Source organism: Arthrobacter oryzae, assembly GCF_030718995.1.
Taxonomy (GTDB): domain Bacteria; phylum Actinomycetota; class Actinomycetes; order Actinomycetales; family Micrococcaceae; genus Arthrobacter; species Arthrobacter oryzae_C.
Genome location: NZ_CP132204.1, coordinates 1,482,287 through 1,506,548 on the forward strand (window position 1 = coordinate 1,482,287; position 24,262 = coordinate 1,506,548).

Here is a 24,262-nt window from a genome sequence, read left to right on the forward strand (position 1 = left end):
AGGGTTCTCCACCCGAGGCGGACCCAGGGCTCGAACCGGCCACCCCGGTTAGAGGAGATGCCCCGTGAGCTCTGCCACTGACAGTCCAGCCGCCGACGTTCCCGTCGCCCCCGAAAAAATCGGCCCCGAGGCCACAGAAGCCGATGCCCGGGCCATCACCGAGGCCGCCCGGGAAACTTCCTGGGACCGGCCCAGCTTCGCCAAGGGTTTGTACCTGGGCAGCTTCGACCTCTCGCTCATCCACCCCTGGCCCGAGGCCCGGATGGAGGATGTGGAACGCGGCGAAGAGTTCATGGGTCGCCTCACCGCCTACTGCAGGACAATGTCCGGCCGCCTGATCGAGCGGGACTCCCGGATACCGGACCAGTACCTCGCCGGCCTGGCCGAGCTGGGCGTCTTCGGCATGAAGATCCCGCGGGAGTACGGCGGCCTGGGCCTGTCCCTCGTGTACTACGGCCGGGCGCTGGCACTCCTGGGTTCGGTGCACCCGAGCCTCGGCGCCCTGCTGTCCGCCCACCAGTCCATCGGCGTGCCGGAGCCCGTGAAGGTGTTCGGCACCGCGGAACAGAAACAGGAGTACCTTCCCCGCTGCGCCGCTGGCGCCATCACGGCGTTCCTGCTGACGGAACCGGACGTCGGAAGCGACCCCGCCCGGATGGGCAGCACCGCGGTTCCCACGGACGACGGCGACGCCTACATTCTGGACGGCGTGAAACTGTGGACCACCAACGGCGTGATCGCCGAACTGGTGGTGGTCATGGCGCTGGTGCCGCAACACACGGACTCCGATGGCACCGTCCACAAGGGCGGCATCAGCGCCTTCGTGGTGGAAATGGACTCCCCCGGCATCACGGTGGAAAACCGCAACGCCTTCATGGGGCTGCGCGGCATCGAGAACGGCGTGACACGGTTCCACCAGGTGCGCGTCCCCGCGGCAAACCGCCTTGGCCGGGAAGGCCAGGGCCTGAAGATTGCCCTCACCACCCTCAACACCGGACGGCTTTCCATTCCGGCCCTCTGCGTGGCGTCCGGCCGGTGGAGCCTGAAGATCGCCCGCGAATGGTCCAACGCCCGCACCCAGTGGGGCCGGCCGGTGGGAAGGCACGAAGCCGTGGGCAAGAAAATAGCGTTCATCGCCGCGAGCGCCTTTGCCCTGGACGCGGTGTTCGAACTGTCCGCCGAAATGGCCGACGCCGGCCAGAAGGACGTCCGGATCGAGGCCGCCCTTGCCAAGCTCTGGTCCACGGAGATCAGCTGCAGGATTGCGGACGAACTGGTGCAGATCCGCGGCGGCCGGGGCTTCGAGACGGCGGATTCCCTGGAGGCCCGCGGCGAACGGGCGGTGCCGGCCGAACAACAGCTCCGGGACCTCCGGATCAACCGGATCTTCGAGGGTTCCTCGGAAATCATGAAGCTCCTGATTGCCCGTGAGGCCGTGGATGCGCACCTGGCCGCCGCCGGGGACCTTGCCTCCGCGGAGGCCAGCCTTTCCGACAAGGCGAGGGCCGCCGTCGGCGCTTCAGGCTTCTACGCGAAGTGGCTGCCCAAGCTGGTGGCGGGCGCCGGAATGGACCCTCGGTCCTACACGGAATTCGGCAGGCTGGCCAAGCAGCTGCGGTTCGTCGAGCGGTCCTCGCGCCGGCTTGCCCGGCAGACGTTCTACGGGATGGGCCGCTGGCAGGCCAGGCTGGAACACAAACAGGCGTTCCTGGGCCGGGTTGTGGACATCGGCGCCGAGCTGTTCGCCATGGCGGCATGCTGCTCGCGGGCCGAAGGCATGCTTCACACCTCACCCGAGCAGGCAGCCACCGCCTATGAGCTAGCCGAAGCCTATTGCGAGCAGGCGCGCGTTCGGGTTGACGAATACTTCGACCAGCTGTGGCGGAACACCGACGACGCCGACCGCGAGCTCACGGAGAAGGTGCTCGCCGGCGACTACACCTGGCTCGAAGCCGGCGTCCTGGACCAGTCCGAAGGCACCGGACCATGGATCGCCGATGCGTCCCCCCGGGCGTCCGTGAAGGAGAACCTGCACCGCAAATACCGCTGATTCACGCCGTTTTTCGACCCGCCGGCGATGCTAAGCACCCTTGCTACCACTGCCATGGCGTGGTTAGGTGGACGTAGGACCACCATGCACGTCTCCGCATAGCGGTGGCCGGCCCAAGCAATGGGCGCGGTTCAATCGATGAAAGCGAGAACGCCTGATGAGCAGCACAGTAGGGCCCGAAGACAGACAGTCGCGACGCGCCGCACGCGCTGAGGGCACAGACAGCGTCGACGCCACCCGCGTGGACGGCGGCGGCGTTGAAAACAGGCTGGAGGGCCGGCGCAGCTTCGCTGACGCCCCGCAGGCCAGCCGCAATTACGACGCCGGCACGGATTACGACGACGACACCCGCGCCTACCCGGTGCCGCCCACGGGAGGGCACGCACTGGCCGCCGACCCGAGTGCCGCCACCCGCGAGACCGTGGTTGCCCGCGAAAAAGAACAATTCGGCGGGATCAAGATCGGCTCCGCCTTCTTTGGCTGGCTGGCCGCGACGGGAATGGCCGTCCTGCTGACGGCTTTGGTCGCAGCGGCCGGAACTGCCGTGGGGCTCGCCACCAGCACGGACGTGAACGAGGCAGTGAACCAGGCCTCCTCCGACCAGAGCGTGGGCCTGGTGGGGATCATCGTGCTGCTGGCCATCCTCTTTGTGGCCTACTACTGCGGCGGCTACGTTGCCGGCCGCATGGCGCGGTTCAACGGCGCCAAGCAGGGCTTCATGGTATGGGTCTGGGCCGTGATCTTCGCAGTGGTGGTTGCAGTGCTGGCGATGATCGCCGGCGAGCGCTTCAACATCCTGGCCAGCCTGAACAGCTTCCCGCGCATCCCGGTGAATGAAGGACAGCTGACCACCACCGGCATCATCGCCGCCGTCGTCGTGGCCGTCGTGGCCATGATCGGCGCCGTGCTTGGCGGCCTGGCCGGAATGCGTTTCCACCGCAAAGTGGACCGGGCCGGCTTCACGCCGGTGGAGGCTGACACTGACCGGTAATGCATGACCGGACCTAGGGCATGATGGCGTCGAGGTAGTACCAGCGGCGGTCCACGCGCACGAACCTGCTGGTTTCGTGGTGGACCCCCCGCTCTCCGTCATGCCGGAAATAGGCCTTGAACTCCACTGTCCCCTCCGAATCCAGGGGCCCTCCGCGGCCAGTCGAAACGACGTCCAGACGGCGCCACTGCATGGCCGGATCGAATTCGAGTTCCCCAGGCCGTGTGTCCGGATGCCACGTGCGGAGCAGGTATGCGGCATCCTGCACCACAAAGGCGCTGTACCGGGAACGCATGAGCTGCTCCGCCGTAGGGGCATCCGCGTCGCCGCGATGGAACCGGCCGCAGCAGTCCGCATACTGCTCACCGGACAGGCACGGGCAGTTTCCGTTGTGGGGCACAGATGGTCCTTTCGGGATGGCTGGCAGGCCCCGAGAGGGGCGCTTCCGACTATAGGGCCAGACCGCCCCGAAACGGGTGTGTCATATCCGGTAACAGCTTCGACACAACCCCGGCACGGCGCCCGCTGCGGGCGTGTTGCCCGGCAAAAGTCCGTATTGTTAAGGGGTGCCGATCGCCGGGTATGACTTCCCGTGCACAGGCGCTGCAGGCGTGAGGAGAGGTAAATGGGAGATCCCACCACCATTGCCCTGAACCTGACCTTTTTTGGCACGCTCGGTGTGGCCTTCGTCATGTTCATCGGACTGTTCCTGGTTTTCGTGGCCACGCTGCTGATTGCAGGGCTGGGCCGGCTGGTCGGCGTCACCGTGATGGCGCTCGTCGGGCACCGCCCTGCGAGGCCTTCCCGCCCCGCCGGGTCCTCCCGTCCCCCTGAGTCCTTCCGTCCCGCGGTGCAGTCCGAGAAAACCCCGGCCCGCGCTCCACGCCCACCCAAACCGCACGTCCATCAGGCGCGCGCAGGGGCCGTCCGACGCGAAGCCCCAGCACTCTCCGGGGACTGGGCTGCGGCGGTTGCCCGAGCCGATGCCCGTGCCGCCGCCCGCGCCAAGGCCGCAGCGGCGCCCGAAGTGAAGGTCACCGTCCGCGATCTCCCCAGCCCGGACGCCCCGGTGGAAGAGGTCAAGGCAATAGCGCCCCTGGTGGAGTCCGCCACGGACCAGCACGACACGGTCAAGGCCACTCCGCGTTCCTTCGAAAAGCCCCCGGGACCCGGGCGGATGGCCATGCTGGACACCGGCTCCCTGGTTTCCCTGGCCGGACATCCCGGCACCGTGAAAGGCACGCTCCCGGCGGAGCACCGCCGCGCGGGCTGATTCACAATTCGTCATTGACGCCCGCTGCGTTACTTCGGACTACGCAGCGCTAAGAAGTGCTTCACCCGGCGGTCTGCAAACGACCACTTTTGGGTAGCCTCATGACGATCCACAGCAATCAGCCGTGGGAGTCAAGCGTGAGGAAACCGGGAATGAGCCTCAACCAGCTACGGGTGTTCGGGCGCAGCGGGACACTGATCAGTCCGCTCACGCTGGGCACCATGAACTTCGGCGAGGGCGCCGCGGCAGCCCCGGGCGGTCCGGGCGGCGCGGCCCAGGGCTACGCGCCCACCGGCGCCGATGAAAGCATCCGCATCATCCACGCGGCGCTGGATGCCGGCATCAGCGCAGTGGACACGGCCGACGTCTACTCCCAGGGGCAGAGCGAGCAGGTGGTGGGCCGAGCACTCAGGGGCCGCCGCGACGACGTCTTCATCGCTACTAAATTCCACGGCCAGATGAGTGCCAACCCGGCGCACTCCGGCAACTCACGGCGCTGGATCATGCAGGCAGTGGAGGGTAGCCTCCGCCGCCTGCAGACGGACCGGATCGATCTCTACCAGGCACACCGTCCGGACTACAACACCGACGTCCTGGAAACCATCACGGCACTGAACGACCTCATCCGCCAGGGAAAAATCCTCTACTACGGAACGTCCGTGTTTACGCCGGCGCAGCTGGTGGAGGCCCAGTGGCTGGCCACCACCAACCACCTCATTCCGCCCGTGGCCAACCAGGTCCCGTATTCGATGCTGGTCCGCGGCACCGAACGCGATGTCCTTCCGATCGCCCAGCAGTACGGCCTGGGCGTGCTCGCCTACGGACCGCTGGCCGGCGGCTGGCTGTCCGGGAGTTTTGTCCTGGACGCCGGGAAGCCGCCCACGCGGGTCCACTCCCTCCCGGGCAGGTACGACATCTCCGGCCCGGCGAGCGAACGGAAGCTGCTCGCCGCTGATTCCCTGGCCCGGCTGGCGGACAAGCTGGAACTGCCGCTGGTGGACCTGGCGGTCGGTTTCGCACTGAACCATCCGGCCGTCAGCAGCGTGATTGTGGGCCCCCGGAGTGAGGATCATCTGCGGGCCTACCTGAAAGCCGCGGACACGGTGCTGGACGAAGCCGTGCTGGACGCGATAGACGAACTGGTGCCGCCCGGCACCAACTTTGTGGAGCGGGACGCCGGCGCCGTGGTCCCCTCCCTCGAGTATGCGGAACTGCGACGGCGATAAGACGGAGATAAGGGAGGCAGCCCGAGGAAAGCCCTTACCCTGAGCAACCAAGTGGGCTACGGTGAAAACCATGGAATTCAGATACCTTGGCAACAGCGGCTTCAAGATCTCCGAAATCACCTTCGGCAACTGGCTCACGCACGGCTCCCAGGTGGAGAACGATGTGGCCACCCAGTGCGTGCGGGCGGCGCTGGACGCTGGAATCAGCACCTTCGACACCGCCGACGTCTATGCCAACACGGCGGCGGAGAAGGTCCTGGGCGAGGCATTGAAGGATGAGCGCCGCGAGTCCCTGGAGATCTTCACCAAGGTGTTCGGCCCCACCGGGCCCAAGGGCCACAATGATGTGGGGTTGTCCCGGAAGCACATCATGGAGTCCATCAACGGTTCGCTCACGCGTCTCCAGACCGACTACGTGGACCTTTACCAGGCGCACCGCTACGACTATGAGACGCCGCTGGAAGAGACCATGCAGGCCTTCGCGGACATCGTCCGGCAGGGCAAGGCGCTGTACGTCGGCGTGAGCGAGTGGACTGCCGACCAGATCCGGGACGGCCATGCCCTGGCCAAGGACCTGGGATTCCAGCTGATCTCCAACCAGCCGCAGTACTCCATGCTGTGGCGGGTCATCGAAGCAGAAGTAATCCCGGCCTCCGAAGAGCTCGGCCTGTCCCAGATCGTCTGGTCGCCCATGGCCCAGGGTGTGCTGAGCGGCAAGTACAAGCCGGGCAAGCCCGCCCCGGAGGGCAGCCGGGCCACGGATACCAAGGGCGGCGCCCGGATGATCGAACGGTGGATGTCCGACGAAGTGCTCAGCGGCGTCCAGCAGCTCAAGCCGATCGCGGCGGAAGCCGGGCTCACCATGGCCCAGCTGAGCATCGCGTGGGTGCTGCAGAACAAGAACGTTGCCTCCGCCATCATGGGCGCCTCCCGCCCCGAACAGATTGCCGGCAACGTTGCCGCCGCCGGCGTGAAGCTGGACCAGGGGATCATGGACAAGATCGACGACGCCATCGGGTCCCTGGCCGAGCGCGACCCGGGCCAGACCAAGTCACCGGCATCCCGGGAAGCCTAGCCGTGGCGCCCGGTTCCCTGCCCGATCTGGCTGTCACGGGATCCACCGGACACCTGGGCGGACTGGTCGCCAGGATCCTTGCCGACGCCGGGCAGCCGCAACGGCTGCTGGTGCGCGACGCCGCGCGGGCACCAGATCTTCCGGGTGCCGTTCCGGTGGTGTCCACGTATGCGGACCCCGAGCTGGCCGGGGCCTCTCTGGCCGGGGTGAAAACGCTGCTGATGGTGTCCGCCGCGGAAGCCGAGGACAGGCTCCGGACGCATTACGCCTTCGTGGATGCGGCAGCGGAGGCCGGGGTTGAGCACATCGTGTACACGTCCTTTTTCGGCGCCTCCGCGAACTGCACCTTCACACTGGGCCGGGACCACTACGCCACCGAGGAACGCATCAAGGCCTCCGGAATGAACTACACGTTCCTGCGGGACAACCTGTACCTCGACATCCTGCCGCTCCTGGTGGGAGAGGACGGCGTGATCCGCGGCCCAGCGGGCGACGGCGTGATGGCGGCTGTGACCCGCGGGGACATCGGCCGGTGCGCCGCGGCAGTGCTGGCCGCTCCGGAGATGCACGTGGGACGAACCTACAACCTGACCGGCCCTGAGGACCTTTCGCTGCAGCGGGCTGCCGAACTCCTCACCGAGGGCACGGGCCGGACCATCAGCTACCACCCCGAAACCGTGGAGGAGGCCTATGCCTCCCGGGCCTCCTACGGCGCACCGGCCTGGCAGCTGGACGCCTGGGTGAGCACCTACACGGCGATTGCCAACGGCGAACTCGCCGGCCCGACGTCGGACGTTCGGGTCCTCACGGGCAGGGAACCGCAGGGGCTCGCGGACTTCCTCAAAGAGGCGCATCACCTCTAGGGGCTGCCGCTTGACGCCCCGGCAGCGGCGGCGTAGACCAGTGCCATGACGAAGCAGATTTCCCGGCGCCGTCAGTCCGCGAAGCCCTCGGCGCATGCAGGAGAACCCACGCACGGCCCGCTCACCGCAGAGGAACTGCAGCTGGCGGTCCGGAACCACTCGATGCCGCTGGAAGCCTTGCGGGAGGACACCACACCGCCCGGGCTCCACTACGTCCTGACCCATTTCGACATCCCGTTCATCGACGCGGACTCGTGGCACCTGAGGATCGGCGGCGCGGTGCAGCGGGCGGTTGAGATCAGCCTCAGGGCCCTCCGCCGGGACCCGAGCATCAGCATTCCGGTCACCTTGGAGTGCGCCGGCAACGGCCGTTCCCTGCTGCATCCGCGGCCATTGAGCCAGCCGTGGCGGCTCGAAGGCGTGGGAACGGCGGAGTGGACGGGGGTTCCGCTGGCCTACCTGCTGGCCCAGGCGGGCGTTGACGACGACGCCGTCGACGTGGTGTTCACGGGCGCTGATGCCGGGATCCAGGGCGGAGTCCGGCAGCAGTATGCGCGAAGCCTGCCCATCAAGGAGGCGATGCGCCCCGACATCGTCCTGGCATACGAGATGAACGGCCGCGAACTGCCGCCGCAGCACGGCTACCCGCTGCGGCTGGTGGTACCCGGCTGGTACGGCATGGCCAGCGTCAAATGGCTGGAATCCATTCACGTGGTGACCCACCCCTTCGAGGGATTCCAGCAGGCAGTGGCGTACCGCTACCAGAAGGACGCGGACGACGCCGGCACGCCGGTATCCCGGATCAGGGTCCGTTCGCTGATGATCCCGCCGGGCATCCCGGACTTCTTCACCCGCAGCAGGGTCCTGTCCCCCGGTCCCGTCATGCTCCGGGGCCGCGCCTGGTCCGGTGAAGGGTCCGTGGTCCGGGTGGAGGTGGGGATCGACGGAAAGTGGGTGCCCGCGCATCTGGGACATCCGGCCGGCCCGTTTGCCTGGTGCGAATGGACGCTGCCGTGGGTGGCAGACCGGGGCGAGCACGAGCTCGCCTGCCGGGCCACCGACGCCACCGGATCAGTGCAGCCGCTGGAGCAGGCCTGGAACTACCAGGGCATGGCCAACAACGTGGTGCAGCGCGTGAAGGTGACCGTCGAGTAGTTGCCGCCGGCCAGTCCCCAAAAGTCCGCTCAGCAGCCTTCGAAGTCGGTCAGCACTTTGACCTTGCCCGCCGACGCGGATGCGGGGTCGAACGTGTAGCCCAGCCATTCCCGGGCCAGCCTGCGGGCAAGCTCCACGCCCACCACGCGCTGGCCCATGGTGAGCACCTGGCAGTCGTTGGAGAGTACCGAACGCTCCACAGAGAACGAGTCGTGGGCCGTGGCTGCCCGGATCCCGTCCACCTTGTTGGCGGCGATGGCCACGCCGATTCCGGTGCCGCAGAACAGGATGGCCCGGTCCGCACGGCCGTCCTTGATCATCTCCCCGGCGGCGATCCCCACGTACGGGTACGGAGTGGTGAACTGCTCAGGGGCGTCACTGCGGTTGACGCCGATGTCGATGATTTCGCTGACCCGCGGATCGTTCCGCAGGTCCTCCGCGATCCGGTCCTTGTAGTCCACGCCGGCTTCGTCAGCGCCCAGGATGAGTCGAATGCCCACGGGCTGTCCTTCCATTGTCATGACGGTGTTCCTGCGGTCCGGCGGCCTGCCGCTACAGCTTTGGCTGAAACGGGGGCGGCAAGGTGCGGGCCCATGACGGTGAAGATCATGGCCAGGGAGGTGGCCCCGGGGTCCGCGGTGCCCACGCTCTTTTCGGCGAGCGGCCGGGCGCGGCCCTTGAGCGGGCGCAGTGAGGCGGTGGCTTCCGCCGCCGTTGTTGCGGCGGCGGCAGCCTCGGCCCACGCCGCTGCCACGGGCTGGTCGCCGTTGCCGCCGTCGGCCACCCGCCGGCTGAACGTTTCGGTGAAGGGCAGCAGGGCGTCCACCATGGTCTTGTCCCCGGTTTCCGCTTTGCCGAGGCCGGTGATCCGGGCCGCGAACGCCGTGACAGCGGATGCCAGGTCCGACGCTCCCGGAACGTGCCGGTCGCCGAGAACTTCGCCGAAGGACCGCAGCCCGGCACCCCACAGCACGCCCGAGGTTCCGCCGGCTTTGTCAGCCCAGGCGTCCCCGGCGGCAGCCAGGACGGCGCCAGCTCCGGCGCCGCGGGCAGCGGCGTCCCCGGCTGCGGCTACGGCCGCGTCGATGCCGCGGACCATCCCGCGTCCGTGGTCTCCGTCTCCGGCGACGGCGTCCATGTCGCCCAGGCGGGCTTCGGCGTCTTGCAGGGAGTCCCGCGCGGCAGCCAGCGCTGTAAGGCAGCTCGCCGCATAACCGCGCGACTCTTCAGTGGCCTCGAACGCTTCCGGTGCGGCGCCGCCGTCGGACACTTCCTCCGCCATCCGGCTACCGGGTTCGAGGGCGGCGTTGCCCCTCCGGTACGCCGGTGTGTCGGCCGGTGCGGTCCACAGCGGTTCAAGTTCGTCGTCCAGCCAGGTGATGGTGAGGGAGACGCCGGACATGTCCAGGCTGGTGACCAGTTCGCCCACCTCAGGCATCACCAGCGTGTAACCGGCGGCGCGGAGCAGCGGGGCGATGCTGAGCCAGAGGACAAAGAGTTCCTCGTGCTTGGTGGAGCCGAGGCCGTTGAGGATGACGGCGATGCGGTCGCCGGCTCCGTGCGGGGTCTCGGCGAGCAGCCGGGAGACGAATTCCTGGCCCAGCTCTTTGGCGGGCGGCAGCTCGGTGTCGAACAGTCCGGGTTCGCCGTGGATGCCCAGGCCCAGGCCCATCTGCCGGTCCTTGAGGGTGAACAGCGGGGTTTCAGCGCCCGGGAAGGTGCAGCCGTGGAAGGCGCTGCCGATGGTGCGGGTCAGGCTGTTGGCCTTGCGGCCAAGACGGACGACGTCGGCCAGGTCCGCGCCCGCTTCAGCGGCCGCACCCATGATCTTGAAGACGGTGAAGTCGCCCGCGATGCCGCGGCGTTTCTCCGATTCCGACGGCGGAGCACTGGCGACGTCGTCCGTCACCAGGACGTTTTCCACCCGGATGCCCTCTGCTGCAAGCCGTTCGCTGGCCATCCCGAAGTTCAGGACGTCCCCGGCGTAGTTGCCGTAGGTGAACACGACGCCGGCACCCGAGTCCGCGGCCTTGGCCACGGTATAGGCCTGCTGCGCGGAGGGCGAGGTGAAGATGTTGCCCACCACGGCGCCGTCGGCCAGTCCCGTGCCGATCAGGCCGGCGAAGGCCGGGTAATGGCCGGACCCGCCGCCAGCGAGGACTGCCACTTTGGGCTTGGCGGGGCGCCGGCGGCGCACCGCCCCGCCGGGCACCTGCCGAACCAAGTCGGCGTGGACGTCGCAGAACCCGGCAAGGGCCTCCTCGGCGAAGTCGGAAGGATCGTTGAAAATTCTGGTCATGGTGGGCTCTCTGGGCTGCGCTCGGTCTCTTGGAAGGCGGAGGCTGCTAGTGGATGTGGCTTCCGCCGTTGATGTCGATGGTGGTTCCGGTCAGGTAGGCCGATTCCTCGGAGGACAGGAAGGTGATGACGGCGGCAACCTCTTCCGTGGTGGCGTTGCGTCCCAGCGGGATGCCGGCGTTGATGGCGGCTTCCTGCTCTTCGGTGCTACCTACGCGGATGTTGGTGTCCACGGCGCCCGGGGTGATGGCGTTGACGGTCACTCCGGTGGCTCCGATTTCGCGGGCCAGGGCCTTGGTGAAGCCAAGGATGGCGGCCTTCGCGGCGGAGTAGGGGACCTTGCCGAACACGCCGCCGCCGCGCTGCGCGGAGACCGAGGACATGTTGACGATCCGGCCCCAGCCGCTGGCGATCATGTCCGGCAGGAACGCCTTGGTGACCAAGTAGGTGCCGGTGGCGTTCACATCCATCACCTTGTGCCAGAGTTCCAGGGTGGTCTCCAGGAACGGCACCGGCGAGGTGATGCCGGCGATGTTGGCCAGGGCGCCCACGGCGGGAAGGTTGCCGGCGCTCACTTCTGCCTTGACGGCTGCGTAGGCGGCGTTGACGGATGCTTCGTTGGCAACGTCGATCTCGTGGCCGAAGGCGGGAACGTTGAATTCATTGCCGATTTCGGCAGCAACCTTGGCGGACTTCTCACCGTCGAGGTCCAGGATCACCACTCCCCAGCCCTGGCTGGCGTAGCGGCGTGCGGTGGTGATGCCGATGCCGCGGTCCGAGGTGGCTCCGGTGAGGACGGCGGTGCGCTGGATGGTGCTGGTCATGGTGATTCTCCTTGGATTGCTTGGTGCGTGTTTGGTGGAGTCAGATGAGGTCGGTGATGAAGCTGGCTGCCTTGGCGGCGGCCGCCGGGCGTTCGTCGTGCGTGACGTCCCGGGTTTCCAGTTCCAGCGAGAAGTGGCCGGCGTAGCCGCGGGCCGCGAGTGAGCGCAGTCCGGCGGCAAAGTCCGCCTGGCCGTTTCCGATGCTGACGTTGATGTTGCCCGGGACAGCGTCCCTGAGGTGGACGTGGGTTATGCGGCCGTCATGGCGTTCGAGGTATTCCAGCGGGTCCTCGCCGGCGGCAACGATGTGGCTGAAGTCCATGACGATGCCGACGCCGGAGCCGGCCAGTCGCTGGGCCAGCTGTACGGCGCGTTCCAGGTTCCAGCAGAACCTGAGGAAGTGTAGGGATTCGGTCCAGAGTTCGACGCCGAATTCAGCCGCGCGCTGCCCGGCGTGGATGAGCTGGGCGGCGATGGTGTCCAGGTCCTCGTCAATGCTCCGGACGGGATCGTGTCCCAAGGCACCGCACGGGAGGACCAGGGCTTTCGCTCCAATATTTGCCGTGAGCGTGAGCAGCGCCTCGAGGTGCCGTTCGCGGTCCGCCTGCCGGCCGGCGTCGAGAACTGCATTGAGGTCCCCGATATCCCCGTTGACCGAGCGGACGTGCAGCCCGGAGGCGGCAACGTCCGCGGTAACGGCGCTGACGGCGTCCGCATCCAGTTCATAGGGAACGTGGTCGCAGACGCCGGGCAGGGCGCCCAGGTCTATTTCCTCGAAGCCCAGGCCGCTGATGGTCCGCAGGGCGGTGCCCAGGTCCTGATGGCGGAAGCTGATGGAGGAGCAGCCGAGTCGGGAGTTGAACATCTTCGTTGATCCTCTAGTCGTGCCCGGGGGCGGTGGTGATGGAGACCACATTACTTTCGTTAACTGTCAACAGTCAACCCTTGAAGTTGACTGTTGACAGAGTGAATGACGCAGGTCACACTTGTCGTACCAGTTGTTAACAGTCGACAGTGTCGGAGCGGAAGCGCCAGTCACTCTTCGAAAGGGAATCCAGCAATGAGCAATGAAGCTCTGAAGATGCGCGGACACGTGCATGGCACCAAGGACGCCAAGCGCGTCGCGATCGGCTCCGGTGTCGGCGCCGTCATCGAGACGTATGACTTCATCGGGTTCGGCACTGCCGCGGCCCTGTACTTCGGTACGGCGTTCTTCCCCACCGGCGATCCGGTGACGGGCACGCTGGCCGCGTTCGCCACGCTGGGCGTTGGCTTTGCCGCCCGCCCCATCGGCGGCATCATCGGCGGCCACCTGGGCGACAAGGTGGGCCGCAAGCCCGTCCTCGTGGCCTCACTGATCCTCATGGGCGTGGCCACGTTCCTTATCGGCCTCCTTCCCACCTACGAGCAGGTGGGCCTGCTGGCTCCCGCACTGCTGGTGTTTGTCCGCGTCGTCCAGGGCCTGGCCTTCGGCGCCGAATGGGGCGGCGCCATCCTGATGAGCTACGAGCACGCACCCTGGAAGTCCAAGGGCAAATACACCGGCATTGTCCAGGCCGGCTTCCCGGTTGGCCTGCTCCTGGCAAACCTCGTCTTCCTGGTCAGCGTGAACCTCGGCGGCGAACTTGCCTGGCGCGTTCCGTTCCTGGCCAGCATCGTGCTGGTCGCCGTCGGCCTGATCATCCGCTCCAAGGTGCCCGAGTCCCCGGTCTTCGACGAGGTCAAGGAAAGCGGCTCGATCGTCAAGTCCCCCATCATTGAGGTCATCAAGACCGACTGGCGCAGCATCGTCCGCGGCATCGGCCTGCGCATCGCCGAGACCGCCGGCTACGCCGTCTCCATCACCTACATGATTTCTTACCTCCACACCCAGCAGCTCGCCGACAAGACCCAGACCCTCGTAGCACTCTGCATCGCGTCCTTCATCGGCATCTTCGCCACCATGGCCTGGGCCCGCCTCACCGACAGGATCGGCCGCCGGCCCCTTTACGTCTGGTCCACAGCGTTCGCACTCCTGTTCGGCATCCCCATGTTCCTGCTGGTCAACACCGGAATGTTCATCTTCATCATCGCCACCATCGTCATTTCCTACGCCGTCTGCCAGAACTCCCTGGCCGGCGCCCAGGGCCCGTGGTTCCCGGAGCTGTTCCAGGCCAAGACGCGCTCCTCCGGAGCCTCACTGGCATACCAGATCTCCGCCATGGTCTCCGGCTTCACGCCCTTCGTCACCACCCTCCTCTTTGTAGCCCTGGGCTGGATGGGCCCCGCCCTCCTCTTCAGCTTCTACGCCGCCATCGGCCTCTGGGCCGCCCTCGTCACCCGGGAAACCTGGGGCAAGCGCGAGCGGCAGCTCGCGGATGAGGCCACCAAAAGCACCCCCCAGTCGGTGAACGCCTGATGACCGCCACCCACGAACTGCACACGACTCATAAGGAACGAATGCTTCACGAGACACCCTCAGAACGCCTCGACCGGGTCTCCGCTGCGGCCTACCGGATCCGGCACCACGCCCTGAACATGGGCGAAGTCCAGGGCCAGGGCTATGTGGGCCAGGCGCTTGGAGCCGCGGACATGCTGGCCGCCGTCTACGCGGACCAGCTCCGCTTCCAGGCCGCCGACCCGGAGTGGGAGGGGCGGGACCGCTTCCTACTCTCCACCGGGCACTACGCGATCGGGCACTACGCCGCTTTGGCCGAAGCCGGGATCGTACCGGTCGAGGAACTGGAGACGTACGGCTCCGACGATTCCCGGCTCCCCATGTCCGGAATGTCCACCTACACCCCCGGCATGGAAATCTCCGGCGGCTCCCTGGGCCACGGCCTCACCATCGCCGTCGGCATGGCACTTGGCCTGCGTTACCAGGACTCCTCCGCGAGGGTCTACAACTTCCTCTCCGACGGCGAACTGGACGAAGGCTCCACCTGGGAAGCCGCCATGGGCGCGCACCACCACCAGCTGGGCAACCTCACCGCCATGGTGGACATCAACGCCCTGCAGGCCGACGGCAAGACCGACACCGTGCTCCGCACCGAGCCCGTGACGGAAAAGTGGGAGTCCTTCGGCTGGTACACCCAGCGGGTGGACGGGAACGACGTCGGCGCGCTGCTGGCGGCGTTCGACAACGCAGCTGGCCAGGCCGCCGCCGTCGGACGTCCTTCCGTGATCCTGTGCGACACGAAGGTGGGCCGCGGAGTGCCGCTGCTCGAGGAGCGCGAAAAGGCGCACTTCATGCGCATCGAGGAACACGAATGGCAGCAATGCCGCGAACAGCTGACCGCAGGATACGAAGGAAAGGCAAGCCGATGAGCACCACCGCCCTCAAGGGCAGCGCCCCCAAGCTGAAGACCTCGGCCATGATCGCGTCCTTCGCTGATCCGGGCCAGAAAACCTCGTCCGCACCCTTCGGGCACGCCCTGGTGAAGGCAGCACAGGAGAACGACAGGATTGTCGGGCTCACGGCGGACCTGGGCAAATACACGGACATGCACATCTTCGCGCAGGCCTTCCCGGAACGCTTCTTCCAGATGGGCATGGCCGAACAGCTCCTCTTCGGAGCAGCCGCCGGGCTGGCCGAGACCGGCCTGGTGCCGTTCGCGTCCACCTACTCGGTGTTCGCCGCGCGGCGGGCCTACGACTTCCTCTGCCTGGACAGCGCCGAACCGAACCTGAACGTGAACATCGTGGGCGGCCTGCCGGGCCTCACCACCGGCTACGGCCCCAGCCACCAGGCCACGGAGGACATGGCGATTTTCCGCGGCATGCCCAACCTGACCATCGTGGACCCCTGCGACTCCATCGACATCGAGCAGGCCGTCCCCCAGCTCGCGGCCAGCGACGGGCCCACGTACCTGCGGCTGCTGCGTGGCAATGTGCCCACGGTGCTGGACGAATACGGCTACACGTTCGAACTCGGCAAGGCGAAGGTCCTGCGCGGCGGGAACGACGTGGTCTTCATCTCCAGCGGGCTGATGACCATGCGGGCGCTGCAGGCCGCCAAGGCACTGGCCGAACACAACGTGGACGTTGCCGTCGTCCACACCCCCACCATCAAGCCGTTCGACTCCGAAACCGTCCTGGCAGAGATCAACACCGACCGCCTTGCAGTGACGCTGGAGAACCACAGCGTGATCGGCGGGTTGTTCGAAACCGTCGCGTCCGCCGTCGTCACCGCGGGGCTGGGCAAGCGGGTGGTGCCCGTGGCGCTGCCGGACGAGTTCCTTGACGCCGGCGCCCTGCCCACCCTCCACGAACGCTACGGCCTGTCCGTACAGCGGATCGTTGCCAAGGTCCTCACCGAACTGGGCTAGCGCATCAGGCGGGGAAACCCGCGAACAGCGGGAGCGCGGACCGGCGGACACGAGACGGTGCCGCGCTTCTGCCGTAAGATCAACAGTTAACACACCGACTGTAAACAGTCGACCACTGACATTGAGGAAGTACCGCGATGGCCGGAGCAACAGCACCCCTGCTGGGATTGCAGAAGAAGAGCCTCCGTGAGCAGGCCCTGTCCGCCCTGCGGAGCGCCATCACCAGCGGAGAGCTGGAGCCCGGCCGCCACCTGGTGGAAACCGAGCTCTCGGACATGCTCCAGATCAGCCGCGGCACCCTTCGGGAAGCGCTGCGGCAGCTCGAGCAGGAAGGCCTGCTCTCTGCTGGCCCGCGCGGCCGGCTTTCCGTCCGGCACCTGGATGCCAAGGAAATCCGGGACATCTATTCCGTGCGTGCGGCGCTGGAATCACTGGCTGCCCGAACCCTCTGCGAACTTCCGGACCGCCAGCACGTGATCGGCTCGCTGCGGGCGGCCATTGACGCCATGGATGCTGCGACCAAGGGGTCCCTCGAGGAGCGGATCGAATCGGACCTGGAATTCCACCGCACCCTGTGCCGCCTCACCGGCAACGAGACGCTGCTGCATTCCTGGGAATCGCTGGAAGGCTCCATCCGGATGTCCATCATGTTCGCCGGGCTGGAAAAGGGCGTGTCGAACATGAGCGTTGACCGGCACCACGACATTGTGGCGGCCATCGAAACCGGAGACGCCTCACTGGCCCGCAAGACCATCCGCGAACACATGGACACCGCGGCGGACAACCTGGTGGCTTAGGCGCCGCCGGGAGGAGCACTCAGTAGTCCACGATCGCGCCGCAGGAGATGTTCACGGTGGCATCCGTGATGGCCGCGGCCCGGTCCGAGGCGATGAACACTGCCACGTTGCCCACGTCCTCCAGCGTCGCCGTCCGGTTCAGGTGCGCGGTCCGGGCGATTTCCTTCACGATCTCTTCACGGCCCTCGGCCTGCCACGGAATGGTTTCCACGATCCCGCCCGTAACCATCGTGACCACCCGGATGCCGTTCTTCCCGAGTTCCAGCGCCCACTGCCGGCGCTGACCCTCCATGGCGTCCAGCGCGACCTTCAACCCGCCGAGCCCGTGCAGGGTCTGCGGCCCGGAGCCGCCGAACATCAAAACGACGCCGGAGCGCTGCCTGATCATGTGCCGTGCCGCGGCGCGCGTGGTGAGGAAGTGGGTCCGGGTCGCGGTGTTGACGGGCTGGCTGAAGTCCTCGGCGGAAATGTCCATCAGCGGCTGCTGGACGTCGCCGTAGGAGATCAGGTTGAAGGAGATGTCGATCCGTTTGGTCTTCCTGGCGGCCTGGTCCACGAACGTGTTCACCTGGGTTTCGTCCAGGGCGTCGACGACGGCGGTGTCAGCGCTCCCGCCCGTCTCACGGATGTCCCGTGCTACTTTGACGAGGCTGGACTCCGTGCGTCCGGCCAGGAAGACAGCTGCTCCTTCCGCCGCAAAGGCCCGCGCGACGGCGCCGCCGATTGGACCGCCCGCTCCATAGACCAGGGCCGTTCTGCCCTTCAGCAGGCCGGCTGGCCCGGTTTCGTTGTCCAGCAGCATTGCGGGCCTCCTGCCCGGAAGTGGTCGGTTCCTCCCACTATCTTCCTGCGGGCGGCCGGTGGCAAGTGTGCGCTGCAGGACCCGGACGGAAACCTTGTGGTGGTTGCCACCGGCTCCTAGGGTCGGAGTGCAGGCACCGCCGTGACAATCACGTTGTCCCCATAGTCCTGTTGTTCGTCCAGCCACCGGCCGCCGCAGGTCACGAGTTTCAGCCCGGGCGGGCCGTCGCGCCGGAAGATGGACGCGCCGTCGAATGCGTCTTTGGCCATGAGTTCCACTCCGGTTACCCGGAACGCCACCGGTTCCGCCCCGTCACGCTGGACGGTAACGAGGGTGCCCGGCGCGAGCGATCTGAGCTGGGAGAACGGCGCGGAATTGGAGGTGGTGTCCACGTGGGCCGCGATCACTGCGGTGCCCGCGGCGGCTCCGGGGGCAGGTCCAAAGCGGTACCAGCCGGCCTCGTTGAAAGGCTCCGGGATCTCCATGGCCCCGTCCGCGCTGACCCCCACCTCCACGATCGGCATGTTGATGGTGGTGCCTTGCACAGTAAGAAAGCGGGGCCCCGGGTCCTTGGGCGCCCGGGCAACCGGCGTTGCCGGACGGATGGGGACGGCCGACGCCGGGACTGGAGGGGCGGCTGTCCTCCCCGGCGGCCGGGACTGCGATGACGATGCGCCGGGCGAAGCGACAGGAACGGCTGAGTCCAGAGCGGTTTTCTCCGTGACCGCCGCCTCCGGGGCAACGGACTGCGGAGAAACGGTGTCCCCTGGCGCGGCGCAACCGGCGATCAGCAGGCACACCGTTACTCCCACAACCGACCTCCAGGCGGCGGACCGCTGCACGGCAGCCGGCCTGCCCGGGCCGGGGGGACGCCGTCGGGGGCCCGCCGCCGTCGTGGTGTGCATCTCAAGTCTCCTCTTGGCCGATGGATGTCAGGGGGCCGGCCGCCCGGGGGACCGGGCGGCCGGGGTTTTGCGCTTGCGGTCTAGCGGGTCCGGCGGAGCGCCAGCTGCCTGCGGGACACAGCGACCCCGCCGGCGAGCAGCAGGAGCGCTGCGGCGCCGATGCCCACGGTGGCGGCTGATGCGTTTCCGTTATCAGCGGCGCCGGACCGCCCACCGGGAACTCCGGCAGGGGCGGAGTGCAGACCTTCAATGTTCTGCACGGCCAGCTGCAGGTTGTTGTCCGTGAGGCTGCCCCAGGCGTACACCACGGTGTGGGTGCCTTCTGCCACTGTGACATCCGCGGGGCCGATGACCGGAGCTGTGGTGCCGGCGGCAGCAACAGCAACGGACAGGGTGCCAGGATCCAGCGTCAGCATCTTCTCGGTGGGGTTGGCCAGGCCGGAGATGACAGCGGTGCCGCCGGCGAGGATGTCCACGGCCGGTGCCGCTGCCGTGTGCCGCACCGTGAGCTTGCCCTTGCCGGGGCCGATCTGCGATACGTCGTTCGTGAAGAAGTTGGCAGTCGGTTTGCCGTCTGCGTCGAGGTTGGCGACGGCGGTGTAGTTGCCGCTTGCGGCGAGGGTGACCTTCACGGGCCCGATCACAGGAGCGGAAGCGTCCGCGGCGTCGGACGCGGTGATGGCCAGATCGTAGTCCCCGGCCGGCAGGGCGAGCGGACCGGCAAGGGTGCCGGGGGTGAAATCGTCAAGGGTACGTGCGCCGTTGACCCACACGTCGACGGTCAGTCCCGGGACTCCGTGGAGTACGGAAAGCTGGGCATCGGACTCGGCCGCCTGGGCGGGGCCGGCAAGGGTGAGAGCCGCCGCAATTGCCACGGCACCCGCTGTGAAAAGGCTGGTTCGCATTTGCATCTCCTTCAACGGCCCGCCAGGCGGGCGATTTTTGCTTACACCCCTATTACCGACGCAAAAGGCTTTTTGGATGCAGATGCATGTAAATATCTTTGCCGGGGCTGAAAATAGCTCGAAGCTGCGCGGAGCGCGGGCACAGCGGAGCGGCCGGGCGGCCCGGTGTGGACTGCCCGGCCGCGGCCGGGATAACGGGAGGGTGCTAGACGCGAGGCGGCCCGGCGGGGCCGGGTGGCGGCGGAGGTTCCGTGCGCGGGCCCGGGGGCTCCGCCACAGGCGGCGGGGGTGGCGGCCCGGCCTGCGACGCGGGGACCGGCGGCGGGACGTAGCCTTCAGGCGGGACATAGCTGGCGGGCGGAGCGTCGGCGGGATCTGCGGGGCCCATGTCGAGGCGGAACGGCGGGTATTCGTCACGCATCAGCGCTACGTAGGCAATAACGCGGTAGATCCAGCGGTCCAGGCCGATCAGCAGGTCAAAGAGCCTCCGGCCAAAGCGGCCCGTGAACACCAGGCTGAAGCCGGCCACGAGCACCAGCAGCCCGATCAGCGAGATCCCCCCGCCCCCGCCGTCGTATCCCACCCAGGTTCCGTCAACCCACCTGCCGTCAACCCATCGCCCGTCAACCCACATACGCCGGTTGCCCCAGGTGCTCGCCGTACCTGAGAAAGCGGCGACGATCAGGAGTTGGGGAAGGGCCAACAGCCACCATTTGACCAGCACCAGGCCCCGGGAGAGCTGCTCGGGGTAGTCGACGTCGAAGTCCGCCGGGTAGTCGGTTCGCGCCAGCGTGAAGGGAGGGTAGCGGTCCGTCCCGATCGCGGCGTAGGCGTAGAAGGCAACGCGCCAGTTCCAGCGCAGGACACCGACGTTGAAGTTGAACAGCGAGCGCGGGTAGCGGCCGGTGAACAGGATGGCGAAGCCGGCCACGATGGTGGTCACGAAGAACGCGAACCACAGGAAGAACAGCACGATGTAGTGCGGGATCGCCAGGAACCACTTGATCAGCCACATGCCTCGGGAAAGTGCCGGGTCAAGGTGCCCGTTCAGCCGCACCGGGTACCGCGACGTGTCCGAAGGCTGGGGGTCCGTGGGCAGCGGCGTGCTGCCGCCGGGCGGCGCCGGTGCAGTTGCGCCACCATACGGGGTGGCACCATAGGGTGCTGTGCCGTGGGGTACGGCACCATACGGGGCTTCGGCGCCCGCGGACACACCGCCGGGGCCCGTGGGTCCGGCGGCCGGCCGGTGCGGCGGCGGGCCGTGCCTGCCGAGTCCGGCGGCGCCGGCCACGATCAGCGGGACCCCCACCACCAGCAGGACGATGCCGCCGATCAGGAGCCCGATGAACACGGGCCAGAGCAGGTCGGAACGGACGCCTGCCTGCAGGTCAACGGAAACCGGAGCCCCGCCGTCGGCGTTCATGACCACCACTGCCCAGCGGCCGCTGCGCAGGTCCCACTCGATCTGCTGTGTCCCGCTTCCCTGGGCGGACGTGGACCAGAACGGCTGCGCCCCCGGGGCTGCGGGTTCGGCGTCGCCGGGCACCTCACGGTACTGGACGCGGAACGGGTACCAGTCCAACTCGGTGATTTCGGAACGCCGGACGTTGGCCAGGTAACGGGCCACGTCCTCTTGCGGCCCGATGCCGATGAAGATCTCCTGCCCGGCGGCCGACGTGCCGCGCAGCAGCATCCGGCCCGCACTGTCCACGGGCAGCACGTCAGGCAGTTCCTCGTCCACCAGGAGGTCCAAGCCGGGCGAGGTGATGGCGCGGGTGGCCACGTCGTACCGCTCGGTGGGCGTGGTGAAGTATCCGTTGTCGCGTTGTTGGAAGTTGACCCATCCGACACCGGCGGCGGCTGTCAGCAGTCCAAGCCCCAGCAGGGCGGCGAGGGTGCCGAGCACCAGCATGACTATCCGGCCTGGTTTCATGGCCGCAGTCCTTTCTTGCATCTTGCCTGCCCCCCGGCGGCTATCCACCCACTCTTTTGAGCAGGTCCGCGGCCCATGCGGCCGCTTTGTCGAGTTCCCCGCTGCGGAGCGGACCCTCGCTGCCTTTCACGTAGAAGGCCATGGGCTTGGAGATGATCTCCGCGCCGCCGGTTTTGAGCGATTCGGTCATCTTCTTCGCCGCGTCGCCGTGGATGAAGAGCCGCACGCGGGTGTCGAACGCCGCCGCCTTGACGCCGTTGAGCCGTCCGTCGCCGAGGGCGGACAGCAGCTCGGTGATCTTCGGCGTCGGGCGCCAGCCGTTGATGGGACTTCCGACGACGAGAAGGTCGCCTTCCGCAAGTGCGGGTGCCTTGAACTCCGTCACGGAAACGGCCTCGGCCTGCAGCGGGCCGAGGGCTTCGACGATGGCCTCGGCCACCTGCCTGGTGTTGCCGTAGGCGGAGTCGTAGACAACCAGCGCTTTCACGCCGTGATCACCACTTTGAGGGCCTTGGTCTCGGCTGCTCGGGCGAACGTGTCGTAGGCGTCCATGAACTGGCTGAACGTGAAGTGGTGGGTGGCGAACTTCTCCGCCGGCACCTTCTTCTGGGCCACCAGCTTCAGGAGCATCGGCGTGGTGTTGGCGTTGACCAGGCCCATGCTGATGTTGATGTTCTGGATCCAAAGGTTTTCCACATGCAGCTCCACGGACTTTCCGTGCACACCCACGTTGGCCACATTGCCGCCGGGTCGGACGATGTCCGCGCACATGGTGAAGGTGGCCGGGATGCCCACCGCTTCGATGGCCACGTCCACGCCCTGTCCGTCCGTGAGTGCCAGCACCTGCTCCTTCCAGTCGGAGTCACCGGAGAGGACAACGTCGGTGGCGCCGAACTCGCGGGACTTTTCCAACCGGTTCGCGTCAAGGTCGATCGCGATGATGGTGGCGGCGCCATACAGCCCGGCGGTGGCGATTGCTGCCAACCCGACCGGCCCTGCGCCCACAACCGCCACGGTGTCCCCCGGCTTGACCCGCCCGTACTGGACGCCGATTTCGAAGCCGGTGGGAAGGATGTCGGAGAGCATCACCGCCTGGTCGTCGCTGACCCCTTCGGGCAGGAGATGGAGCGAGTTCTCCGCATAGGGGACGCGCACGTATTCGGCCTGGGTACCGTCGATCAGGTGTCCGAAGACCCAGCCGATGCCGGCTGCCCCTTCCTCACCCATGCAGTGCGAGTAAAGCCCGGTCTTGCAGTTGGCGCAATGGCCGCAGGACTTGATGCAGGAGATGATGACCCGGTCCCCCACTTTCAGGCTGGTAACCGAAGAGCCCACCTCGGTGATGGTCCCCACCCCTTCATGGCCCAGGATCCGCCCCTTCTGCACCGCGGGCACGTCCCCTTTAAGGATGTGCAGGTCTGTTCCGCAGATCGTGGTGGTGTCCACTTTGACGATCACGTCGCTGGGGTTCTGGATGGTGGGATCCGGGACGTCAGTCCATGATTTTTCGCCGGGACCGCCGTAGACGAGCGCTTTCATGCGCACTCCTTCACTCTGTGGATGAAGCCGGGGTCAACGATTTTCACGGAGCACGGCACTACTGAACGGTCCACCCCTGATGCCAGCCGGGACAGGCGGGCGCATTCGTGGAGTTGCTCGAGGACCGTATCGGTCACCCGGGCGCGGGAGAGATCGATGGTGAGTTCTTTGCCATGCAGGAGCGACGTTGTTCGACGGGCCACCACATACAGCGCGCGGAGGTTGGCGCCCGTCACAACGCCCCGGACTTCGATATTGGCAGCGGCCAGGTCCGCTTCAATGCGGACCACCACCTTCAGCCGGTGGTCGGAATGTTCGTAGTGTGTGGTGGACGGGAGGCCGTGCCGGGAGAGGACGGAGGGTCGAGGACCCAGGACAGTTCGGGCAAGCTGATTCATTAAGCCGGGTCTCCTGCTGTGTTCGGGAGGCGCAGTGCGCCAGCCCTTCCCCAATGGTGTGGCGAGACCTGGTGCTGATCGGCGAAGCATTTCCCTCCCCAAGGTGCGTGCGCGAGTAACGCAGGCGTGAGATGCCCCACATCAAGGATGGCCGGTCCGCGCAGCGGGGGTAAGGGACGAAAGGCCCTGATGCGCAAGGCCGGGATATGTGCCGGCGCCACCCGGCCCGGGGCTTATGGCCCGTGACAGGGCCACCGGCGCTCTGGAGAATTGCCCGATGACGAAACGCCAAAATTTGAAGCATCTTTACGGGCCCGCGGTGTTGGCCTGGCTGGTGGCAGCGGGCTTCGTGTTCCGGCGCTTCCAGTTGCGCTGGGGTGCCACCGCTGCCGAAGCCGACGGCGGGCTGCCGGGCGATGATTTCCTGACCACCGCAGATCTGCAGTCAACGCGGGCGGTCACCATCAAGGCTCCGGCGACGGACGTGTGGCCCTGGCTGGCGCAGATGGGCCAGGGACGCGGCGGGCTCTATAGCTACGACTTCCTGGAAAACCTCGCCGGCCTTGAAATCCACAGTGCCGACCGGATCCACCCTGAGTGGCAGGACATCAAGGTGGGCGACCGCTTTCACCTGGCACCCGCAGCGTCGGCAGACCTGGAAGTGGGGCTGGTGGACCCGGGCGCCGCGCTCGTGCTGCGCGTTCCGACCGGTTCCCCGCCCGGACCGTTCGACTTCAGCTGGGCATTTGTCCTGCAGCCGCAGCCCGACGGCGCCACCCGGCTGCTGGTGCGGGAGCGGTACGCCTGCCGGCAGTGGTGGGCGCGGTGCCTGGTCGAAGCGGTGGAGGTTGCCAGTTTCATCATGTCCCGGCGGATGCTCCACGGGATCAGGAGCCGCGCGGAGGGGAACTCTTAGTAGCC

General features: G+C 67.2%; 24 protein-coding genes. 12 read left to right on the forward strand and 12 right to left on the reverse strand.

All coding sequences use genetic code 11. From position 1 onward, the window contains the following. The first annotated feature begins 64 nt into the window (after nucleotides 1-64). Nucleotides 65-2,050, forward strand: coding sequence for an acyl-CoA dehydrogenase family protein (locus Q8Z05_RS06820; RefSeq protein WP_305942717.1), 1,986 nt, complete (start codon nucleotides 65-67; stop codon nucleotides 2,048-2,050). 157 nt (nucleotides 2,051-2,207) lie between these two features. Beyond that, nucleotides 2,208-3,041, forward strand: a complete 834-nt coding sequence (locus Q8Z05_RS06825) for a hypothetical protein (protein ID WP_305942718.1) — start codon at nucleotides 2,208-2,210, stop codon at nucleotides 3,039-3,041. 13 nt (nucleotides 3,042-3,054) lie between these two features. On the opposite strand, the gene Q8Z05_RS06830 is transcribed toward Q8Z05_RS06825, so the two are convergent. Further along, a complete protein-coding gene (locus Q8Z05_RS06830; RefSeq protein ID WP_305942719.1) occupies nucleotides 3,055-3,441 on the reverse strand; it encodes a YchJ family protein in 387 nt (128 codons plus the stop codon). Nucleotides 3,442-3,666: 225 nt separating this feature from the next. Here Q8Z05_RS06830 and Q8Z05_RS06835 point away from each other — a divergent pair, with 225 nt between their 5' ends. The 5 genes from Q8Z05_RS06835 (at nucleotide 3,667) to Q8Z05_RS06855 (ending at nucleotide 8,633) form a co-directional block, all read left to right on the forward strand. Further along, nucleotides 3,667-4,314, forward strand: a complete 648-nt coding sequence (locus Q8Z05_RS06835; RefSeq protein ID WP_305942720.1) for a hypothetical protein — start codon at nucleotides 3,667-3,669, stop codon at nucleotides 4,312-4,314. Between the two features lie 152 nt (nucleotides 4,315-4,466). Continuing rightward, nucleotides 4,467-5,540, forward strand: a complete 1,074-nt coding sequence (locus Q8Z05_RS06840) for an aldo/keto reductase (protein ID WP_305942721.1) — start codon at nucleotides 4,467-4,469, stop codon at nucleotides 5,538-5,540. A gap of 70 nt (nucleotides 5,541-5,610) precedes the next feature. Beyond that, entirely contained in the window at nucleotides 5,611-6,615 is a 1,005-nt protein-coding gene (locus Q8Z05_RS06845) for an aldo/keto reductase family protein (RefSeq protein ID WP_305942722.1), read from the forward strand. A gap of 2 nt (nucleotides 6,616-6,617) precedes the next feature. After that, the gene (locus Q8Z05_RS06850) at nucleotides 6,618-7,478 is read left to right on the forward strand and encodes an SDR family oxidoreductase (RefSeq protein WP_305942723.1); all 861 of its coding nucleotides are present in this window, start codon (nucleotides 6,618-6,620) and stop codon (nucleotides 7,476-7,478) included. 45 nt (nucleotides 7,479-7,523) lie between these two features. Continuing rightward, nucleotides 7,524-8,633 carry a sulfite oxidase gene (locus tag Q8Z05_RS06855; protein ID WP_305942724.1) on the forward strand — a complete coding sequence of 370 codons (1,110 nt, stop codon included), beginning with the start codon at nucleotides 7,524-7,526 and terminating at the stop codon, nucleotides 8,631-8,633. A gap of 29 nt (nucleotides 8,634-8,662) precedes the next feature. Here the strand turns inward: Q8Z05_RS06855 and Q8Z05_RS06860 are convergent, their stop codons facing one another. Genes Q8Z05_RS06860 through Q8Z05_RS06875 form a run of 4 tightly spaced genes read right to left on the reverse strand, consistent with a single transcriptional unit; the run spans nucleotide 8,663 to nucleotide 12,620 of the window. Next, nucleotides 8,663-9,154 carry a ribose-5-phosphate isomerase gene (locus Q8Z05_RS06860; protein WP_305942725.1) on the reverse strand — a complete coding sequence of 164 codons (492 nt, stop codon included), beginning with the start codon at nucleotides 9,152-9,154 and terminating at the stop codon, nucleotides 8,663-8,665. Further along, nucleotides 9,151-10,932, reverse strand: coding sequence for a dihydroxyacetone kinase family protein (locus tag Q8Z05_RS06865; protein ID WP_305942726.1), 1,782 nt, complete (start codon nucleotides 10,930-10,932; stop codon nucleotides 9,151-9,153). Before Q8Z05_RS06865 ends, Q8Z05_RS06860 begins: the two co-directional genes overlap by 4 nt. 46 nt (nucleotides 10,933-10,978) lie before the next feature. Beyond that, nucleotides 10,979-11,755 carry an SDR family NAD(P)-dependent oxidoreductase gene (locus Q8Z05_RS06870; RefSeq protein ID WP_305942727.1) on the reverse strand — a complete coding sequence of 259 codons (777 nt, stop codon included), beginning with the start codon at nucleotides 11,753-11,755 and terminating at the stop codon, nucleotides 10,979-10,981. Between the two features lie 40 nt (nucleotides 11,756-11,795). Further along, nucleotides 11,796-12,620 carry a sugar phosphate isomerase/epimerase family protein gene (locus tag Q8Z05_RS06875; RefSeq protein WP_305942728.1) on the reverse strand — a complete coding sequence of 275 codons (825 nt, stop codon included), beginning with the start codon at nucleotides 12,618-12,620 and terminating at the stop codon, nucleotides 11,796-11,798. Between the two features lie 195 nt (nucleotides 12,621-12,815). Here Q8Z05_RS06875 and Q8Z05_RS06880 point away from each other — a divergent pair, with 195 nt between their 5' ends. The 4 genes from Q8Z05_RS06880 (at nucleotide 12,816) to Q8Z05_RS06895 (ending at nucleotide 16,859) form a co-directional block, all read left to right on the forward strand. Continuing rightward, nucleotides 12,816-14,153: an MFS transporter gene (locus Q8Z05_RS06880; protein ID WP_305942729.1), complete on the forward strand. Its 1,338-nt coding sequence runs from the start codon at nucleotides 12,816-12,818 to the stop codon at nucleotides 14,151-14,153. A gap of 41 nt (nucleotides 14,154-14,194) precedes the next feature. Beyond that, nucleotides 14,195-15,061 carry a transketolase gene (locus Q8Z05_RS06885; protein WP_305942730.1) on the forward strand — a complete coding sequence of 289 codons (867 nt, stop codon included), beginning with the start codon at nucleotides 14,195-14,197 and terminating at the stop codon, nucleotides 15,059-15,061. Further along, entirely contained in the window at nucleotides 15,058-16,062 is a 1,005-nt protein-coding gene (locus Q8Z05_RS06890; protein ID WP_305942731.1) for a transketolase family protein, read from the forward strand. Before Q8Z05_RS06885 ends, Q8Z05_RS06890 begins: the two co-directional genes overlap by 4 nt. Nucleotides 16,063-16,199: 137 nt before the next feature. After that, on the forward strand, nucleotides 16,200-16,859 hold the full coding sequence (locus Q8Z05_RS06895) for a GntR family transcriptional regulator (protein WP_305942732.1): 660 nt from the start codon (nucleotides 16,200-16,202) through the stop codon (nucleotides 16,857-16,859). A gap of 19 nt (nucleotides 16,860-16,878) precedes the next feature. Here Q8Z05_RS06895 and Q8Z05_RS06900 read toward each other — a convergent pair whose 3' ends face one another. The 7 genes from Q8Z05_RS06900 to Q8Z05_RS06930 form a co-directional block, all read right to left on the reverse strand. Continuing rightward, complete coding sequence (locus Q8Z05_RS06900) at nucleotides 16,879-17,661, reverse strand: SDR family NAD(P)-dependent oxidoreductase (protein WP_305942733.1); 783 nt, start codon at nucleotides 17,659-17,661, stop codon at nucleotides 16,879-16,881. Nucleotides 17,662-17,777: 116 nt separating this feature from the next. After that, nucleotides 17,778-18,566, reverse strand: coding sequence for a class F sortase (locus Q8Z05_RS06905; protein ID WP_305942734.1), 789 nt, complete (start codon nucleotides 18,564-18,566; stop codon nucleotides 17,778-17,780). An 80-nt stretch (nucleotides 18,567-18,646) separates the two neighbouring features. After that, on the reverse strand, nucleotides 18,647-19,471 hold the full coding sequence (locus tag Q8Z05_RS06910) for a DUF4397 domain-containing protein (RefSeq protein ID WP_305942735.1): 825 nt from the start codon (nucleotides 19,469-19,471) through the stop codon (nucleotides 18,647-18,649). Nucleotides 19,472-19,676: 205 nt separating this feature from the next. Further along, a complete protein-coding gene (locus tag Q8Z05_RS06915; RefSeq protein ID WP_305942736.1) occupies nucleotides 19,677-21,404 on the reverse strand; it encodes a DUF4389 domain-containing protein in 1,728 nt (575 codons plus the stop codon). A gap of 40 nt (nucleotides 21,405-21,444) precedes the next feature. Beyond that, on the reverse strand, nucleotides 21,445-21,891 hold the full coding sequence (locus Q8Z05_RS06920) for a flavodoxin family protein (protein ID WP_305942737.1): 447 nt from the start codon (nucleotides 21,889-21,891) through the stop codon (nucleotides 21,445-21,447). Beyond that, nucleotides 21,888-22,943 carry a zinc-dependent alcohol dehydrogenase family protein gene (locus tag Q8Z05_RS06925; RefSeq protein ID WP_305942738.1) on the reverse strand — a complete coding sequence of 352 codons (1,056 nt, stop codon included), beginning with the start codon at nucleotides 22,941-22,943 and terminating at the stop codon, nucleotides 21,888-21,890. The genes Q8Z05_RS06920 and Q8Z05_RS06925 overlap by 4 nt, the downstream gene beginning before the upstream one ends. Then, nucleotides 22,940-23,341, reverse strand: coding sequence for a hypothetical protein (locus tag Q8Z05_RS06930; protein WP_305942739.1), 402 nt, complete (start codon nucleotides 23,339-23,341; stop codon nucleotides 22,940-22,942). Before Q8Z05_RS06930 ends, Q8Z05_RS06925 begins: the two co-directional genes overlap by 4 nt. Before the next feature lie 277 nt (nucleotides 23,342-23,618). Between Q8Z05_RS06930 and Q8Z05_RS06935 the strand changes: the two genes are divergently transcribed. Continuing rightward, a complete protein-coding gene (locus tag Q8Z05_RS06935) occupies nucleotides 23,619-24,257 on the forward strand; it encodes an SRPBCC family protein (protein ID WP_305942740.1) in 639 nt (212 codons plus the stop codon). Nucleotides 24,258-24,262 lie beyond the last annotated feature (5 nt).

What these genes read in the sequence shown, in the direction of transcription:
- Q8Z05_RS06860 (WP_305942725.1), bottom strand. Translation starts at nt 9,154, where the DNA reads ATGACAATGGAAGGACAGCCCGTGGGCATTCGACTCATCCTGGGCGCT.
- Q8Z05_RS06890 (WP_305942731.1), top strand. Translation starts at nt 15,058, where the DNA reads ATGAGCACCACCGCCCTCAAGGGCAGCGCCCCCAAGCTGAAGACCTCG.
- Q8Z05_RS06910 (WP_305942735.1), bottom strand. Translation starts at nt 19,471, where the DNA reads ATGCGAACCAGCCTTTTCACAGCGGGTGCCGTGGCAATTGCGGCGGCT.
- Q8Z05_RS06845 (WP_305942722.1), top strand. Translation starts at nt 5,611, where the DNA reads ATGGAATTCAGATACCTTGGCAACAGCGGCTTCAAGATCTCCGAAATC.
- Q8Z05_RS06880 (WP_305942729.1), top strand. Translation starts at nt 12,816, where the DNA reads ATGAGCAATGAAGCTCTGAAGATGCGCGGACACGTGCATGGCACCAAG.
- Q8Z05_RS06930 (WP_305942739.1), bottom strand. Translation starts at nt 23,341, where the DNA reads ATGAATCAGCTTGCCCGAACTGTCCTGGGTCCTCGACCCTCCGTCCTC.
- Q8Z05_RS06885 (WP_305942730.1), top strand. Translation starts at nt 14,195, where the DNA reads ATGCTTCACGAGACACCCTCAGAACGCCTCGACCGGGTCTCCGCTGCG.
- Q8Z05_RS06935 (WP_305942740.1), top strand. Translation starts at nt 23,619, where the DNA reads ATGACGAAACGCCAAAATTTGAAGCATCTTTACGGGCCCGCGGTGTTG.
- Q8Z05_RS06865 (WP_305942726.1), bottom strand. Translation starts at nt 10,932, where the DNA reads ATGACCAGAATTTTCAACGATCCTTCCGACTTCGCCGAGGAGGCCCTT.
- Q8Z05_RS06855 (WP_305942724.1), top strand. Translation starts at nt 7,524, where the DNA reads ATGACGAAGCAGATTTCCCGGCGCCGTCAGTCCGCGAAGCCCTCGGCG.
- Q8Z05_RS06825 (WP_305942718.1), top strand. Translation starts at nt 2,208, where the DNA reads ATGAGCAGCACAGTAGGGCCCGAAGACAGACAGTCGCGACGCGCCGCA.
- Q8Z05_RS06835 (WP_305942720.1), top strand. Translation starts at nt 3,667, where the DNA reads ATGGGAGATCCCACCACCATTGCCCTGAACCTGACCTTTTTTGGCACG.
- Q8Z05_RS06875 (WP_305942728.1), bottom strand. Translation starts at nt 12,620, where the DNA reads ATGTTCAACTCCCGACTCGGCTGCTCCTCCATCAGCTTCCGCCATCAG.
- Q8Z05_RS06895 (WP_305942732.1), top strand. Translation starts at nt 16,200, where the DNA reads ATGGCCGGAGCAACAGCACCCCTGCTGGGATTGCAGAAGAAGAGCCTC.
- Q8Z05_RS06925 (WP_305942738.1), bottom strand. Translation starts at nt 22,943, where the DNA reads ATGAAAGCGCTCGTCTACGGCGGTCCCGGCGAAAAATCATGGACTGAC.
- Q8Z05_RS06840 (WP_305942721.1), top strand. Translation starts at nt 4,467, where the DNA reads ATGAGCCTCAACCAGCTACGGGTGTTCGGGCGCAGCGGGACACTGATC.
- Q8Z05_RS06870 (WP_305942727.1), bottom strand. Translation starts at nt 11,755, where the DNA reads ATGACCAGCACCATCCAGCGCACCGCCGTCCTCACCGGAGCCACCTCG.
- Q8Z05_RS06905 (WP_305942734.1), bottom strand. Translation starts at nt 18,566, where the DNA reads ATGCACACCACGACGGCGGCGGGCCCCCGACGGCGTCCCCCCGGCCCG.
- Q8Z05_RS06900 (WP_305942733.1), bottom strand. Translation starts at nt 17,661, where the DNA reads ATGCTGCTGGACAACGAAACCGGGCCAGCCGGCCTGCTGAAGGGCAGA.
- Q8Z05_RS06915 (WP_305942736.1), bottom strand. Translation starts at nt 21,404, where the DNA reads ATGAAACCAGGCCGGATAGTCATGCTGGTGCTCGGCACCCTCGCCGCC.